The 14,954-nt window shown below is 69.8% G+C and carries 15 protein-coding genes and 1 pseudogene; 6 read left to right on the top strand and 10 right to left on the bottom strand.

Annotated features, from left to right (window positions below; genetic code table 11):
* Positions 1-102: 102 nt before the first annotated feature.
* Positions 103-786 (bottom strand): alpha/beta fold hydrolase, encoded by a 684-nt coding sequence (locus HED23_RS12000; protein ID WP_203183391.1) that lies wholly within the window; start codon positions 784-786, stop codon positions 103-105.
* A gap of 64 nt (positions 787-850) precedes the next feature.
* On the opposite strand from HED23_RS12000, the gene HED23_RS11995 reads away from it, so the two are divergent.
* Entirely contained in the window at positions 851-1,657 is an 807-nt protein-coding gene (locus HED23_RS11995) for a chitosanase (RefSeq protein ID WP_274383006.1), read from the top strand.
* 104 nt (positions 1,658-1,761) lie between these two features.
* Positions 1,762-2,628 (top strand): chitosanase, encoded by an 867-nt coding sequence (locus HED23_RS11990; RefSeq protein WP_203183389.1) that lies wholly within the window; start codon positions 1,762-1,764, stop codon positions 2,626-2,628.
* 62 nt (positions 2,629-2,690) lie between these two features.
* Here the strand turns inward: HED23_RS11990 and HED23_RS11985 are convergent, their stop codons facing one another.
* The 9 genes and pseudogenes from HED23_RS11985 to HED23_RS11945 form a co-directional block, all read right to left on the bottom strand.
* Positions 2,691-4,166, bottom strand: a complete 1,476-nt coding sequence (locus HED23_RS11985) for a nucleobase:cation symporter-2 family protein (RefSeq protein ID WP_203183388.1) — start codon at positions 4,164-4,166, stop codon at positions 2,691-2,693.
* Between the two features lie 228 nt (positions 4,167-4,394).
* Complete coding sequence (locus HED23_RS11980; protein WP_203183387.1) at positions 4,395-5,792, bottom strand: 8-oxoguanine deaminase; 1,398 nt, start codon at positions 5,790-5,792, stop codon at positions 4,395-4,397.
* Between the two features lie 45 nt (positions 5,793-5,837).
* Positions 5,838-6,170: pseudogene (locus HED23_RS11975) on the bottom strand (purine permease); the annotation flags it as partial.
* A 156-nt stretch (positions 6,171-6,326) separates the two neighbouring features.
* A complete protein-coding gene (gene pucL, locus HED23_RS11970; protein ID WP_203183386.1) occupies positions 6,327-7,250 on the bottom strand; it encodes a factor-independent urate hydroxylase in 924 nt (307 codons plus the stop codon).
* A 6-nt stretch (positions 7,251-7,256) separates the two neighbouring features.
* Positions 7,257-7,649, bottom strand: a complete 393-nt coding sequence (gene uraH / locus HED23_RS11965; protein WP_203183385.1) for a hydroxyisourate hydrolase — start codon at positions 7,647-7,649, stop codon at positions 7,257-7,259.
* A 48-nt stretch (positions 7,650-7,697) separates the two neighbouring features.
* A complete protein-coding gene (gene uraD, locus HED23_RS11960; protein ID WP_203183384.1) occupies positions 7,698-8,204 on the bottom strand; it encodes a 2-oxo-4-hydroxy-4-carboxy-5-ureidoimidazoline decarboxylase in 507 nt (168 codons plus the stop codon).
* A 153-nt stretch (positions 8,205-8,357) separates the two neighbouring features.
* Positions 8,358-8,735 carry a helix-turn-helix domain-containing protein gene (locus tag HED23_RS11955; RefSeq protein ID WP_203183383.1) on the bottom strand — a complete coding sequence of 126 codons (378 nt, stop codon included), beginning with the start codon at positions 8,733-8,735 and terminating at the stop codon, positions 8,358-8,360.
* Positions 8,732-8,983 (bottom strand): hypothetical protein, encoded by a 252-nt coding sequence (locus HED23_RS11950; protein ID WP_203183382.1) that lies wholly within the window; start codon positions 8,981-8,983, stop codon positions 8,732-8,734. The genes HED23_RS11955 and HED23_RS11950 overlap by 4 nt, the downstream gene beginning before the upstream one ends.
* A gap of 111 nt (positions 8,984-9,094) precedes the next feature.
* Positions 9,095-9,937, bottom strand: a complete 843-nt coding sequence (locus tag HED23_RS11945; RefSeq protein ID WP_203183381.1) for a GntR family transcriptional regulator — start codon at positions 9,935-9,937, stop codon at positions 9,095-9,097.
* A gap of 248 nt (positions 9,938-10,185) precedes the next feature.
* Between HED23_RS11945 and HED23_RS11940 the strand changes: the two genes are divergently transcribed.
* The 4 genes from HED23_RS11940 to HED23_RS11925 all read left to right on the top strand — a co-directional run bounded on the left by HED23_RS11940 (position 10,186) and on the right by HED23_RS11925 (position 14,921).
* Complete coding sequence (locus HED23_RS11940; protein ID WP_203183380.1) at positions 10,186-11,451, top strand: extracellular solute-binding protein; 1,266 nt, start codon at positions 10,186-10,188, stop codon at positions 11,449-11,451.
* A gap of 35 nt (positions 11,452-11,486) precedes the next feature.
* Positions 11,487-12,455 (top strand): carbohydrate ABC transporter permease, encoded by a 969-nt coding sequence (locus HED23_RS11935; RefSeq protein WP_203183379.1) that lies wholly within the window; start codon positions 11,487-11,489, stop codon positions 12,453-12,455.
* Positions 12,452-13,291: a carbohydrate ABC transporter permease gene (locus HED23_RS11930; protein WP_203183378.1), complete on the top strand. Its 840-nt coding sequence runs from the start codon at positions 12,452-12,454 to the stop codon at positions 13,289-13,291. The genes HED23_RS11935 and HED23_RS11930 overlap by 4 nt, the downstream gene beginning before the upstream one ends.
* Positions 13,292-13,358: 67 nt before the next feature.
* Positions 13,359-14,921, top strand: coding sequence for a beta-N-acetylhexosaminidase (locus HED23_RS11925; protein WP_203183377.1), 1,563 nt, complete (start codon positions 13,359-13,361; stop codon positions 14,919-14,921).
* The last annotated feature ends 33 nt before the right edge of the window (positions 14,922-14,954 follow it).

Here is a 14,954-nt window from a genome sequence, read left to right as displayed (position 1 = left end):
CCGTGGATCATGGCAGCCGGCACTGACACCGCCCGCCGGGTGCCCGGGAGCCGCGCCCGCCGGGTGCCCGGAGACAGCGCCCGCCGTGTGCCGGGAGCCACCTCAGCTGGTGAAGAACTCGGTGATCTGCTGGGCCACCTGGTCCGCGTGCTTCTTGTGCACGTGGTGCCCGCCGCCGAGGGTGATGAGCCTGCAGTCGGGGATGAGCGAGGCCATGTCCGCCAGCCTGCCCTGCGGCATACTGCTCTCCGGGCCGCCCGCGATCATCAGGGTCGGGGCGACGATCTGGCCCAGCTCCTCCTCCCAGCGGGGATCCGGGTCGGCGATCTGGGCCCGGACGGCCGGGAGGGCGTTCTCGTCGTAGTCCACCGGGCCCGGCGGACGGGTGTCGTCGGCCGGCTGTCCGGGGAAGGGCGGCGGGGTCTCGATCAGCACCAGTCGCTCCACCCGGTCCGCGTGCTCCTCGGCGAGCAGATAGGCGGCCACCCCGCCCATCGAGTGCCCCACGAGACCCACCCGGTCGAGCTCGCAGGCGTCGAGGAACTCCAGGACGTCGTCCCGCATCTGCTCGAAGGCGTACTCGTCGGGCCAGTCGCTCTCGCCGTGCCCTCGCAGGTCGATGGCGTACACCCGCCACTCCTCGCCGAGCAGGGGGCCCACCGCCTCCCAGCTCAGGGACGAGCCGCCGAGACCGTGCAAAAGGACTACGGGCGAGCCGAAGGGGTCGCCCCAGGTCCGGTACGCCAGCCGCACATCGCCGACGTCCACAACAGACTGATCTTCCATGTCGCGAACGCTACAGGCGCCGGGGCCAGGCCGGCGCCGCCCCCCGGCCTGGCAGGCTTGGTGCGTGAAGCACAGACGTCCCGCACTCGCCGCGCTCGCTGCGGCCCTCGTCCTGACCGGCTGTTCCGGGTCCGGTACCGGCTCTCCGGAGAAGGGGCTCGACGACCCCGCGAAGAAGGACATCGCCATGCGGCTGGTGTCCAGCGCGGAGAACTCCACCCTGGACTGGAAGGCCCAGTACGGCTACATCGAGGACATCGGCGACGGCCGCGGCTACACCGCCGGCATCATCGGATTCTGCTCAGGCACCGGGGACATGCTGAAGGTGGTCGAGCGCTACACGGCGGACCGCCAGGGAAACGCGCTCGAGGACTTCCTTCCGGCGCTGCGCGCGGTGAACGGCAGCGACTCGCACGAAGGGCTCGGGGACGCCTTCACCGCGGCGTGGGCGAAGGCGGCGGCGGACCCCGCGTTCCGGTCGGCGCAGGACTCGGAGCGCGACGGCTCGTACTTCGGCCCGGCGGTCCGGCGCGCCGAGGCCGACGGACTCAGCGCGCTGGGGCAGTTCATCTACTACGACGCCTATGTGATGCACGGTCAAGCCGACACCGAGGGCACGGTCGGCTTCCGGACCATACGCGCCCAGGCCGTCGCCGAGGCCAGGCCGCCCTCGGAGGGCGGGGACGAGGAGGCGTATCTGAACGCCTTCCTGGACGCCCGGGTGGCCGCGATCAGAGAGGAGCCCTCGCACAGCGACACCAGCCGGGTGGAGACCGCCCAACGCGTGTTCGTGCGGGAGGGAAAGCTCCAGCTGGAGACCCCACTGGTGTGGAAGGTCTACGGGGAGAGCTTCCGCATCGACGGGAGCTGAGGAGTCAGGCCGTCCGTGCACGAGGGGTTACCACACGCTCCGGCCTCTGGTAGGAAAGTTTACTAACAGAATATTGGGAACGACGAACTCCTGCTGGAGGACCGGTGCATCACCCCCACAACAGCACCTCGCGTCGCACCGACCGATTCACCCGCACCGTCGGACTCGCCGTGCTGGCCCTCGGGCTGACCTGCACGGCGATTCCGGCCACGGCCCACGCCGGCGCCCCCACGCCGCCGGCCGCACACCTGGAGGCAGCCGCGACCGGGCTCGACGACCCCGCGAAGAAGGACATCGCCATGCGGCTCGTGTCGAGCGCGGAGAACTCCACGCTGGACTGGAAGGCCCAGTACGGCTACATCGAGGACATCGGCGACGGCCGCGGCTACACCGCCGGCATCATCGGATTCTGCTCAGGCACCGGGGACATGCTCGATCTGGTGGAGCTGTACACCGAGCGCCGGCCGGGGAACCTCCTGGCCGGCTACCTGCCCGCACTGCGGGAGGTGGACGGAACCGACTCGCACGAGGGGCTCGACCCCGGCTTCACCGGTCACTGGGCGGAGGCCGCTTCGGACCCGGTGTTCCAGCAGGCCCAGAACGACGAGCGCGACCGGGTCTACTTCGACCCCGCGGTGCGCCAGGGCAAGGCCGACGGCCTCGGCACCCTGGGCCAGTTCGCGTACTACGACGCCATCGTGATGCACGGCGGCGGCGACGACAGCACGAGCTTCGGCTCGATCCGGGAGACGGCCCTGGCACAGGCGGTCCCGCCGTCGCAGGGGGGCGACGAGGTCGCCTACCTCGACGCGTTCCTGGACGCGCGGGTCCGGGCGATGAAGCAGGAGGAGGCCCACTCGGACACCAGCCGGGTGGACACGGCGCAGCGGGTGTTCCTCAGGAACGGCAATCTGGATCTGGACCCGCCGCTGGACTGGCAGGTCTACGGCGACAGCTTCCACATCGGCTGATCCCACCGCCCACGGTGCGCGTACGGGCCCCGGGAAGGGCATCCCGCACGCGCACCGCCGGGTCAGTGGGCGACGGGCAGGGCCATAGGGTCCTTGGGCTGTTCGCTGTCCGCGGCCTCCGTCTCCGGATCCGCCTCCGGCGTCCGGCCCCAGTGGTTGAAGGCCAGGTTCAGCACGATCGCCACCACGCAGCCGGTGGAGATGCCCGAGTCCAGGACGACGAGCAGGTCCTCGGGGAAGGCGTGGTAGAAGCCGGGCGCGGCGATCGGTATGAGGCCGACACCGACGGCCGCCGCGACGATCAGGGCGTTCTCGCCCTTCTCCAGGGCGGCGGTGGCCAGCGTCTGGACACCGCTCGCGGCCACCGACCCGAAGAGCACGATGCCCGCGCCGCCGAGGACCGGAAGCGGTACGAGGGCGATGACCGAGGCGGCCACGGGGATCAGCCCGAGCAGCACCAGGATGACTCCCCCGGCGGCCACGACGAACCGGCTGCGGACCTTGGTCATCGCGACCAGCCCGATGTTCTGGGCGAAGGCGCTGCACATGAAGCCGTTGAACAGCGGGCTGATGGCGCTGCCCAGGGTGTCGGCGCGCAGTCCGCCCTCGATGGTCCGCTCGTCCGCCGGGCGGCCGACGATCTTGCCGAGGGCCAGCATGTCGGCGGTGGACTCGGTCATACAGACCAGCATGACGATGCACATCGAGATGATGGCGGCGATCTCGAACTGCGGTGCGCCGAAGTGGAACGGCGTCGGGAAGCCGACGATGTCGGCGTCGCCCAGGGCCCCGAAGTCGGTGATGCCGGCCGGGATCGCGATCAGGGTGCCGATGACGAGGCCGAGCAGGATGGCGATCTGCTGGAGGAAGCCCCGCAGCAGTTTGCGCAGGGCCAGCACGATCACCAGGGTGACGGCGGCCATCGTGATGTTGGTCATCGAACCGTAGTCGTCGGCGGTCGCGTTGCCGCCCTGCGACCAGTTGAAGGCGACCGGCAGCAGGGAGACGCCGATCAGTGTGATGACGGTGCCGGTGACGACGGGTGGGAAGAACCGCACCAGTTTGCAGAAGTACGGGGCGAGGACGAAGCCGAGGAGACCGGCGACGATGATCGCGCCGAAGATGACGGCTATGCCTTCGTGACCGCGGTCCTTGCCTATCGCGATCATCGGGGTCACCCCGGCGAACGAGACCCCGTTGACGAACGGCAGCCGGGCGCCTATTCGCCAGAAACCGAGGGTCTGGAGCAGGGTCGCTACCCCCGCGGTGAAGAGGCTCGCCCCCATGAGGAAGGCGGTCTCCTTGGCGGTGAGACCCACGGCGGGCCCCAGGATCATGGGCGGGGCCACCACTCCCGCGTACATGGCGGCCACGTGCTGGAGGCCGCTGGTGAACATCCGCAGGGGCGGAAGCCTCTCGTCGACCGGGTGGGTCCGGTCCGGCCCGCCGGCCGCGCTTTCCGCGCCGCTGCCTCCTGCGGTTGCTTCGACTGCGTTTCCATCGACTGCGTTCTTGCGAAACCTGGGCGTAGCTGCCACGGCTTCCTCCGGTCGGGTACACGTCGGGCGACGTGGGTGTCAGGGAGGTGGTGCTGAGTGGTGCGTTGGTGCAGGTCGTGCAGCTGGTGCGGGCAGCTTGGAGCTCACCTGTGCGGGTGCGCGTACAGGACGTACGCGCACCCCACAGGCTGCCGTGAACCTCGTCGGGTCCACGGCGGCCGGCCGAGGGCCGTCCCCCTCGGCCGGCCTGTCAGGGGGTGCGGAGCGTCAGGCCCCGGCGGCGATCCGCGCCAGGCGCCTGGCCTCGTCGCGGGTCGTACGGGCGATGGCTTCCTCGTCCACGGTGGTGAGGCGGCCGCCCTCGACGACGGTTCTGCCGTTGACGAGGGAGAGGGTGACGGGGGCCGCGGCGCCGAAGACCAGTGCGGTCACCGGGTCGGCGATGGAGGCGTGGGCGAGGGTGTCCAGCTTCCACAGCACGAGGTCGGCGAGCTTCCCCGGTTCCAGGGAGCCGATCTCGCCGGCGCGGCCGAGCACCTGGGCTCCGCCGTACGTGCCCAGGCGCAGCGCCTGGCGCGCGTTCAGGGCCTTCTCCCGGTGGGCGCCGAGACGGTTGATGAGGAGGGCGTTGCGCAGTTCGGTGTGGAGCTCGCCGGACTCGTTGGAGGCGGTGCCGTCGACGCCGAGCCCGACCGGGATCCCGGCGGCCAGCATGTCGGGGACGCGGGCGATGCCCGCGGCGAGGCGGGCGTTGGAGGACGGGCAGTGTGCGACGCCGGTGCCGGTTCGGGCGAAGGCGGCGATGTCGGAGTCGTTCATGTGGACGCAGTGCGCCATCCACACGTCGGCACCGAGCCAGCCCGTCGATTCGAAGTAGTCCGTCGGGCCCATCCCGAACAGCTCCTTGCAGAACTGTTCCTCCTCCACGGTCTCGGAACCGTGGGTATGCAGGCGTACACCGCGTCGACGGGCCAACTCGGCTCCCTGACGCATCAGTTCGGTGGACACCGAGAAGGGGGAGCAGGGGGCGACCGCGATCTGCGTCATCGCGTCGAACGAGCTGTCATGGTGTTCGTCGATGGTCGCCTCGGTGGCGGCGAGCGCCCCGTCGAGGGTTTCCACGGCGAAGTCCGGCGGCAGCCCGCCGTCCTTCTCGCTGCGGTCCATCGAGCCGCGGGCGAGGGTGAAGCGTACGCCCATGTCCCGGGCTGCGCCGATGATGGCGCCGGACAGGTCACCGGAGCCCTGGGGATGGACGTAGTGGTGGTCCATGGCGGTGGTGACCCCGCCGCGGGCCATCATCGCGAGTGAGCCCTGGGCTGCCGCGCGGGCCATCGGCTCGTCGATGCGCGCCCATGTCGGGTACAGCGCGACCAGCCAGTCGAAGAGGTTGTGGTCGGTCGCCAGGCCCCGGGTGATCCACTGGTAGAAGTGGTGGTGGGTGTTGACGAGACCGGGTGTGGCGAGGTGGCCGGTGCCGTCGATGCGCCGCACGACACCGGTGAGACCCTCCGGCGCCTTGCCCGCGCCGACGGACTCGATGCGGTTGTCCGCCACGACGACGTGCCCCGAGGCGTATTCGGTGTCGTGGGCGTCGACGGTCGCGATGGAGCAGTTCTCGATGACGATGCGCCGGGTGGTCCTTGGATCCGCCGAAGCTGCCATGATGCTTCCCTCTTCTGTCTCTGGCGATGTGGGCACGGCAGGACCCTAGGAGGATTTGAGTGCCACAGCGTTACGGCTGTGGGTGCCGAGATGATGGAAGAACAGATTGAGCGGGACCGCCGCGACTGCTCCCGGACCGGTCCCGGAGCCGAGCACGGTCCGTGCCGAGGACGGGAATCCGGCGCGGAGGGCGGGTGCCGCGAGCGGAATGACACCGGTGCCGGGTGCCACCGCCACGAGGACGATGCCGGAGCTGTCGTCGAGTCCCGCCCCGGACAGGGTCCGGATGCCGCTCACCACGACCGAGCCGAACAGGACGTCGCCGGCGCCGCGGAGCACGGGCATCGGTACCGGCGGGACGGCCTCCCCCGGTACGGGGATGACTCGCCCACCGGGTGAACTGCGTTTCCGGGGGCGGTCGGTGGGGCGGTACACGGGCCTTCCGCCGGCCCCGTTCCGGGCTCTGCCATGGTGTTTCCGTCCGGGACGACCGGCCACCGCCCGCTGTGAGGCGGCGGCCGGTTCAGCTCCGTGTCAGAGGTTGGTCATGTCGACCGGGATCTTCGGCTCGACGCCGTCCCGGAGCACCGTCGCCTCGATGAGGCCGTAGGGGCGGTCGGCCGCGAAGTACACCTCGTTGTCGTTCTTGAGGCCGAAGGGCTCCAGGTCGACGAGGAAGTGGTGGTTGTTCGGCAGGGAGAACCGGATCTCGTCGATCTCGCTGCGGTTGTTGATGATGCGCGAACCCATCTGGTACAGGGTCTGCTGGAGCGAGAGGGAGTACGTCTCGGCGAAGGCCTGGAGCATGTGCTTGCGCGTCTGCTCGTAGGACTTCTCCCAGTTCGGCATGCGCTCTTCGTCGTCGGTCCAGTTGTACCGCCACCTAGCGGAGACGTCGGTCGCGAGGATGCGGTCGTACGCCTCCTTCAGCGTCGTGTACTTGTCCTTCACGTAGCCCCAGAACTCCGAGTTGGTGGAGTTCATGACCGTGAGGTCCTTGAGGCCGGAGACGACCTCCCACTTCTCACCGTCGTAGGTGATCTGGGACGTGCGCGTCTCCTGGCCCTTGCGGACGAACGAGTGCTTGACCTCGTCGGCGCCGATGAACTTCGAGTTGCCGTCCGAGGTCGCGATGCGCTCCCAGGCGTACTCCTCGATCCTTATCCGGGCCACCTTGATCGGCTCCTGCGAGCTCACGAAGTGCCGGGCCAGGTGGATGCCGAACTGCTCGGCCGACTCGATGCCGTGTTCCTTGGCGAAGGCGAACACCGTGTTCTTGGTGGTGTCGGTCGGCAGGACGTTCGCGTTGGAACCGGAGTAGTGGACGTCGTCCATGTCGCCGGAGAGGGCGACCGAGACGTTGAGGTCCTTGATGTGGTGGGTGTCGCCGTCCCGCGTGATCCTGACGACGCGGTTCTCTGCTTTGCCGTACTGGTTCTGGCCGAGAATCGTGGGCATTGTCTGCTAGCTCCCTCGGTAAACGGAGTAGCCGAACGGGTTGAGCAGCAGCGGTACGTGATAGTGCTCGCCCGGGGTGACGGCGAACGCGATCGCCACCTCCGGGAAGAACGCACCGCTGTCCCTTACGCGGGGGGCGTCCTGCTGCGCCTCGGCTTGCTTCTTCGCGGTGAAGTACGACTCGGTGTCGAAGACGAGCCGTACGTGAGTGGTTCCTTCCGGCAGGGCCGGCAGGTCTTTGCAGCGCCCGTCCGCGTCGGTCGCGGATCCGCCGAGCGTCACGTACTGCGCTTCGCCGCCGCTGCGGGCGGCCAGGGAGACGGTGACGGCTGCGGCGGGACGGCCGATGCTGGTGTCCAGGATGTGGGTGGACACCGATGCGGTGGTGTCGGTGCTCAAGACCGTCACGCTCCTTGTTCTCAAGAGTGCTGTACGGGGTCCTGGTCCTCAGGAGTCCTCTACGAGGCGGGTCAGCCGGATGCGGTTGATCTTGCCCAGTTCGGCGCGGACGATCTCGCGTTCCTGCTCGGGCGAGTTCCCGATGCGGGCCTTCACCGCGTCGCGCATCTGCTCACCGGTGGCTCCGGTGGCACAGATCAGGAAGACGTGTCCGAACCGCTCCTGGTAGGCCAGGTTGAGTTCGAGCATCTCCTCCTTGAGCCCCTCGGACGCTCCGGCCATCCCCCGCTGCTCACGGGCGGAGGCCGGGTCCCCCGGCTTGGGGCGGCCGATCGGCGGGTGGCCCGCCATCGCCTCGGCCAGGTCCTCCGCGGAGAGCTCGGCCATGGCGGCCTCACTGGCGGAGAACAGGGCTTCCGGGCCGGGGTACGGCCGGTGGGCGAGGACGAAGCTTCCCCACGCCGCACTGGCACACACCTCGTGCAGCGCGGCTGTGGCCTCTCCGGCCGCCAGGGTGTTGAACCGGGCGAGGCCCGGTGTGGAGCTCGTAGTCACGGGAGCCTCCGTGGCTTTTTCGCTGTGCGTTTTCGGGCTGCGGACAGCTAACGCCCTTCGCAACACCACGTCAACAGTTTGTTGAAATTCCACGAACAGATGATGCCGCCGCCCGAGTCCCCGGACGGCGGCATCGGACCGCATAACGCTCAGCTACTCACTCTTGGCGGGGTTGTCCCGGTTCAGATAGTTGTAAACGGTGAAACGACTGACACCGAGCGCGCCCGCCACCGTCTCCACACCGTGCCGCACCGAGAAGGCACCGCGTGCCTCAAGCGTGCGCACGACACCCTGCTTGGCCTTACGGTCCAGGTCGGCCAGCGGCATCCCGTGCCGCCGCTCCATCGCGGCCAGGATGTGGTCGAGCGATTCCGAGAGCTGAGGGAGCCGCACCGCCATGACGTCCGCCCCCTCCCACGCGAGCACCACGTCCTCGGTGGTGGCCTGCTCGGGGGCGAGCAGTTCGGCACCCATGGCGTCGACGAGGGGCTTCACCGCGGTGACCAGCGGGTGGTCGGCCGGTTCGGTCATGGGGTGCCCTCCCCGATCACGTTGACCTGGAGGGAGACCCGGGTGGCGCCCGAGGCCAGGGCTTGGCGCAGCAGGGAGTCCACCGCCGTGAGGACCTGGTCGGCACCCCCCTCGGCCGTGTTCCCGAAGGGGCCCACGTCCACCGCGTCCAGGTCGGCGCTCTGGATGACCTCACGGGCAACCACCGCGTGGGCGGGTGCCTCGTCGAGATCGAAGGGCTCGGTGGTGAATTCCACCCTCAAGCGCACGGTGCCTCCCTCATGTCCCGCCGCGTCGGTCGGCTCGCACGGCTCGCCCCGACCCTAGAGCACGCACCCTGGGACGCGGCCGGCCCCGAGGGGTGTGAGGGGCCGCGCACTTCACGACCCGGCCTGGATGTCCCCCCGGGTGGACGACGCGATCGGGTCGCCGTGCGCGAAGTCCCCGGGCGGGATCCCCGGGTGGTGCCCGTCCCTGATCAGGGGGGCGGTGGCGGCGGCCGGACCGAGCGCGAGCCGGGAGACGATCCGGTAGCGGTCGCCCCGGTAGAGCGAGTGGACGTACTCCACGGGCAGCCCGCCGGTGTCCGAGGTCAGGCGCTCGAAGAGGAGGGCCGGTGAGAGTTCGGGTACCTCCAGGAGCTGGGCCTCCGCCCGCGTCACGACGGTGGGTTCGATGGCCTGGACGGCCTCACGCACGTGCACCCCGTGGGTGTGGCGCAGGTGCTCGTAGAGATCACCGTCCTCCAGTTCCTGGGCCGACAGCCCGGGCACGAGCGCCGCCCTGATGTGCAGGTGCTCGATCGCCATGGGGGCCCCGTCGACCAGCCGGAGCCGGGCGACGTACACGATCTCCTCGGCGGGCGACATCCGCAGCTTGCGGCCGACCCGCGCTCCGGCCTGGAGGGTGGTGAACTCCAGGAGTCTGCTCGACCACGCCCCTGCCGCCTGCGGGACGCTGAGGGCGAGGTCCGCGGAGATCAGCTCCTGGGTGATCTTGGCCGGCGCGACGAACATCCCGCGCCCGTGTTCCCGGACGAGCAGCCCTGCGGCCACCAGCTCGTCCACGGCGGCGCGCAGGGTGGGCCGGGACACACCGAGCAGGGCGCAGAGGGCCCGCTCGGACGGAATCGCGTCCCCGGGGCTCCGGCTCTCGATCAGCTCGAGGACCGCGTCACGCGCCCGTTCCCGTTTGAGCACCGTCCCCGGTACGTCGGCTTCCATGCGTTCCCCTTCGCGCGTCCCGCTCCCTTTACCAGTTGGGTACTGGCGTCCACTGGTCAGGAGGATTCTAACCACCTCGGCCGACTTGAACAGAGTGTGCCTGCCGTCGGAATCCCCAAAATCCTTTCATACAGGAGGGGTTGACGACCTCATTGGTCTATGCCACCTTCATCCACCACCAAGAGGTGAGCTGTCCAGTGGGCTTCACTGGTCAGGTGGTCAGGTCTCTGCTCCCATTGAGGTGAACCGTGAAGTACCGCTTGCTTGCCGGTGTGTCCGCGTTCGTGGCGACCGCCGCTCTCAGTGCCTGCAGTTCCGGTGCCGCCGACGCCGACGGGGCCGGGGGCGTGACGACGGTCGACGTCTGGCTGATGCGCGACAGCGTCTCGGCCGCGTTCCAGAAGGAGTTCACCGAGGGGTTCGAGGCCGCGCACCCGGACATCGACGTCAGGATCCAGATCCAGGAGTGGGACGGCATCGGCCAGAAGATCACCGCCGCCCTGGCGAGCAACGACGCCCCCGACGTGATCGAGGCCGGCAACACGCAGGTGGCGCAGTTCGCCGAGAGCGGCGGGCTGCTGGACCTCAGCGACAGGAAGGCCGAGCTGAACGGCGACGACTGGCTGAAGGGACTTGCCGAACCCGGTTCGTACGAGGGCAGGCAGTACGGCATCCCGTACTACGCGGCCAACCGGGTCGTGATCTACCGCAAGGACCTCTTCGAGAAGGCCGGCGTCGACGCCACGAAGATCACCACGCGCGACGAGTGGATCGACGCCACCACGAAGCTGAACAAGGGCGGCACCCAGGGCATCTACCTGCCGGGGCAGCTCTGGTACGCGCTGGGCGGCTTCATCTGGGACGAGGGTGGGGACTTCGCCACCGAGTCGGGCGGCCGGTGGACGGGCGCGCTCGACACGCCCGAGGCGCAGCGGGGCATGGCCTTCTACGCCCGGCTGCAGGCGCTCGGGAAGGGCCCCAAGGACTCCGACGAGGACGATCCGCCACAGGCCGAGGTGATGGCGCAGGGGCAGGTGGCCCAGATCATCCAGACCCCGGGCGGGGCCAACGTGGTCGTCGAGAACAACCCCGGGCTGAAGGGGAAGCTGGGCTTCTTCCCCATCCCGGGGAAGACGGCCGGCACTCCGGGTGCGGTGTTCACCGGCGGCTCCGACCTGGTGGTTCCCGCCGCGTCGGGTCATCCGGACGCGGCGGTGACCTTCATCAAGGAGCTGACGGGCGACGCCTGGCAGAAGAAGCTCGCGGTGGCCATGAGCTACGTGCCCAACCGGACCACCCTCGCCTCGGCCGTGGCGGGTGACCCGGGTGCCTCGGCGATGGCCGTGGGAGCGGCGAACGGGCATGCGACGCCGAACACCCCCGGCTGGGCGGCGGTGGAGGCCGAGAACCCCGTCAAGGACTACATGACGGCCGTCCTCACCGGCGGTGACGCCGCCGAGGAGGCGGCTGAGGCCTCCGCGGACATCACCCGGGCCATGAACTCCGGCTCCTGAGCGGGTCCCGTCCCACCACCGAGAGGAGGCCGGCCGTGCCGGCAGTCCGTGAACGGCCCGCGCCGCGCGTCCACCGTCCACCGGAGGAGCCACCGGTACGGCGGCCCGGACGGTCCCCGCACCACCTCTGGCCTTACGCCCTGATCGCGCCCGCCGTCGGCGGGATGCTCTACCTGCTCGTCTACCCGCTGGTGCGGGCCGTGGTGATCTCCCTGCAGGACTTCCGGCTCCGCCAGCTGATCAGCGGGGACGCGGAGTTCGTGGGACTGCGCAACTACAGGACGCTGCTGTCCGACCCGCGTTTCTGGGAGGTGACCGGCCGCACCTTCGTCTTCATGGCCGTCAACGTCGTGCTGATCATGGTCATCTCGACGCTGGTCGCGCTGATGACGGAGCGGCTGCGCCGGGCCGGCCGTACGGTCGTGCTGTGCTCGCTGGTTCTCGCCTGGGCCATGCCGGTGGTCGCGGCGACCACGGTCTTCCAGTGGCTGTTCCACTCCGAGTTCGGGATCGTCAACCAGTCGCTGACGGCTCTGGGTTTCGGGTCGTTCGACCGCTACCCGTGGTTCGCGAACGGGACGGCGTCCTTCACGATCCTCGTCCTGCTGATCGTGTGGCAGTCCGTGCCTTTCGCGGCGGTCACCCTCTACTCCGCGCTGACCACGGTCCCCGCCGAGCTGTACGAGTCGGCCCGCCTGGACGGCGCCTCCGGCTCCCGCATCTTCCGCTCGCTCACCTTCCCCATGCTGAGGCCGATCTTCATGCTGGTCCTCTCGCTGGAGGTGATCTGGACCTTCAAGGCGTTCGTCCAGATCTGGGTGATGACCCGGGGCGGCCCGGACGACGCCACCACCATCCTGCCGGTGTACGCGGTCCAGACGGCGCTCTCCAGCCAGCGCTACGACCTGGGCTCCGCAGCGTCGATGATCACCGTGGTCCTGATGTCCGGGGTGCTGGTCCTCTACTTCCGCCAGATGTTCCGTCAGGAGGACGACCCCCGATGACCCCGCTCCGCCCCCGCGTCCGGCGGGTCCCGCTGAACGCCGCCGCCGTCGTGACCGTCGTGGTCTGCCTGTTCCCGGTGTACTGGATGGTCTCCACCGCCTTCAAGCCGTCCCGGGACATCAGGTCCGCCGAGCCCCGGATCGTCCCCTGCACCTGGACGCTGGACCACTTCCGCCGGGCGGTACAGGCGGACGGCTTCGAACTGTTCTGGCGCAACAGCGTCCTGGTCACCCTGGGGGCCGTGCTGCTCTCCCTCTTCGTGGCGCTCGGAGCCTCGTTCGCCGTGGCACGACTGCGGTGGAAGGGCAGACGGCAGTTCATGCTGCTGGTGTTCGTCGCCCAGATGGCGCCCTGGGAGTCCCTGATCATCCCGATCTACATCATCTCGCGTGACACGGACATGCTGGACCGCCTGCCGACGCTGACCCTCGTGTACTTCATGATCACGCTTCCGTTCACGATCGTGGTCCTGCGGGGGTTCCTCGCGACCATCCCGCCCGAACTGGAAGAGGCCGCCCAGGTCGACGGCTGCACCCGCACCGGGGCGTTCACCCGGGTGGCACTGCCGCTGCTCGCCCCGGGCCTGATGGCGACCTCGCTGTTCGGGTTCATCACCGCCTGGAACGAGTTCGCCTACGCCAACTTCCTGATCATCAAGCAGCAGGACAACCGCACCCTGCCGGTCTGGCTCTCCTCGTTCCAGAACACGTTCGGCACCGACTGGGGCGCGACCATGGCCGCCTCGACGCTCTTCGCCCTGCCCGCCCTGGTGATCTTCCTGCTGCTCCAGCGCCATGTGACCTCCGGCTTCGCGGCCGGCGCCGTCAAGGGCTGAGCCTGCCGGGCGCCCCCCGTGAACCCGCCCACGCGCACCGCCCGACATCCCGAAACCGGAGGCCCCCGTGCCCGCGTCACGCCCCGAGCTCTCCCTCGTCCCCCGCCCCCGCAAGGTCTCTCCGCGGCCCGGCCGGTTCGTCCTCGGCCAGGACACCGCCGTACGCGCTCTGCCGGGCGCGGAACCGGCGGCCGGCCTGCTGCGTACGCTCCTCGGACCGACCACCGGGCTGCCTCTCCCGCCCTCGGCCGATGGGCGCGTCGTCCTGGCGCTCGACCCGCACCTCGGCGGGCTCGGCGACGAGGGGTACGGCCTGACCGTCGGACCGGAGGCACTGCTGCTGCGGGCCGCCCGGCCAGACGGTCTACTCCGGGGTGTCCAGACGATCCGGCAGCTGCTGCCCCCCGAAGCGCTGTCGGGCGGCGCGCGCGGCACGTCCTGGGAGTTGCCGTGCGTCGAGATCAGCGACGTACCGCGGTACCCCTGGCGCGGCGCGATGCTCGACGTCGCACGGCACTTCCAGCCCGTCTCCTACCTCCGCAGGTACGTGGACCTGATGGCGCTCCACAAGCTCAACGTCCTGCATCTGCACCTCACGGACGACCAGGGCTGGCGGATGCCGGTCGACGCCTTTCCCCGGCTGACCTCGGTGGGCGGGCACCGGGCCCAGTCCCTGTCCGACGGGGTGCCGCACTCGGGGGCGTACACCAAGGCCGAGCTGCGCGGCCTGGTCCGTCATGCGCGGGAGCGGGGGGTGACCGTCGTGCCGGAGATCGAGATGCCCGGTCATGTGCGCGCGGCCCTCGCCGCCTACCCCGGACTCGGGAACCACCCGGCACGGCATCTGGACGTGTGGACCAGGTGGGGCGTGTGCGACACCGTGCTCGGCGTCCACGAGGAGGTCTTCGACTTCTGCCGGACCGTACTGGAGGAGGTCATGGACGTCTTCCCCTCCCCGTACGTCCACATCGGCGGCGACGAATGCCCCACCGTCGAATGGGAGAACAGCGGGGCGGCCCGCGAGCGTGCGGCGGCCGAGGGGCTCTCCGGCCCCGGCGAGCTGCACGGCTGGTTCATGGGCCGTATCGGCTCGTTCCTCGTGGAGCACGGGCGCCGGCCCATCGGCTGGGCCGAGACCGGAGGCGAACTGCCCCCCGAATTCGCGGTACTTACCTGGCGTGATCCGGCGCACGCCCTCAAGGCGGCCCGGCGCGGACACGAGGTTGTGACCGCGCACCACCGCTCCACGTACCTGGACTACCCGCAGTCCACGGATCCGGACGAGCCGTTGTCACAGCAGGGCGACCCCGTCCCCCTGCACGCGGTCCACGCGAACGAGCCGGTGCTGGGGGAATGGGAGCCGGAGGAGGCCTCCCGTGTCCTGGGCACCCAGGCGCAGCTGTGGACCGAGTACGTGACGACGCCGGACCGGATCGAGTACCTCACCTACCCACGGCTGTGCGCCCTCGCCGACCGTGCCTGGTCCGGGGGGCGCGGCGACTGGGCCGGATTCGTCGGGCGGCTGCGCGAACACACCGCGCGGCTCGACGCCCTCGGCGTCCGATACCGGCCTCTCACCACGCGGTCCCTGGAGACCGCGTCCGCAGGTACAGCGCGACCCCCTCGGTAACTCATCCCCCACCGTTCCGGAGAGGAACACTGC

Origin of the sequence: Streptomyces pratensis, assembly GCF_016804005.1 — a bacterium.
GTDB classification, from domain to species: Bacteria; Actinomycetota; Actinomycetes; order Streptomycetales; family Streptomycetaceae; genus Streptomyces; species Streptomyces pratensis_A.
Note: the sequence above shows the minus strand (reverse complement) of the source record. Positions and strands in the feature narration are given on the sequence as shown.

Bases quoted from the DNA above. Each gene is read 5' to 3' on its own strand.
- HED23_RS12000 (WP_203183391.1), bottom strand. From the start codon at position 786: ATGGAAGATCAGTCTGTTGTGGACGTCGGCGATGTGCGGCTGGCGTAC.
- HED23_RS11980 (WP_203183387.1), bottom strand. From the start codon at position 5,792: ATGGCAGCTTCGGCGGATCCAAGGACCACCCGGCGCATCGTCATCGAG.
- pucL (WP_203183386.1), bottom strand. From the start codon at position 7,250: ATGCCCACGATTCTCGGCCAGAACCAGTACGGCAAAGCAGAGAACCGC.
- HED23_RS11955 (WP_203183383.1), bottom strand. From the start codon at position 8,735: ATGACCGAACCGGCCGACCACCCGCTGGTCACCGCGGTGAAGCCCCTC.
- HED23_RS11945 (WP_203183381.1), bottom strand. From the start codon at position 9,937: ATGGAAGCCGACGTACCGGGGACGGTGCTCAAACGGGAACGGGCGCGT.
- HED23_RS11930 (WP_203183378.1), top strand. From the start codon at position 12,452: ATGACCCCGCTCCGCCCCCGCGTCCGGCGGGTCCCGCTGAACGCCGCC.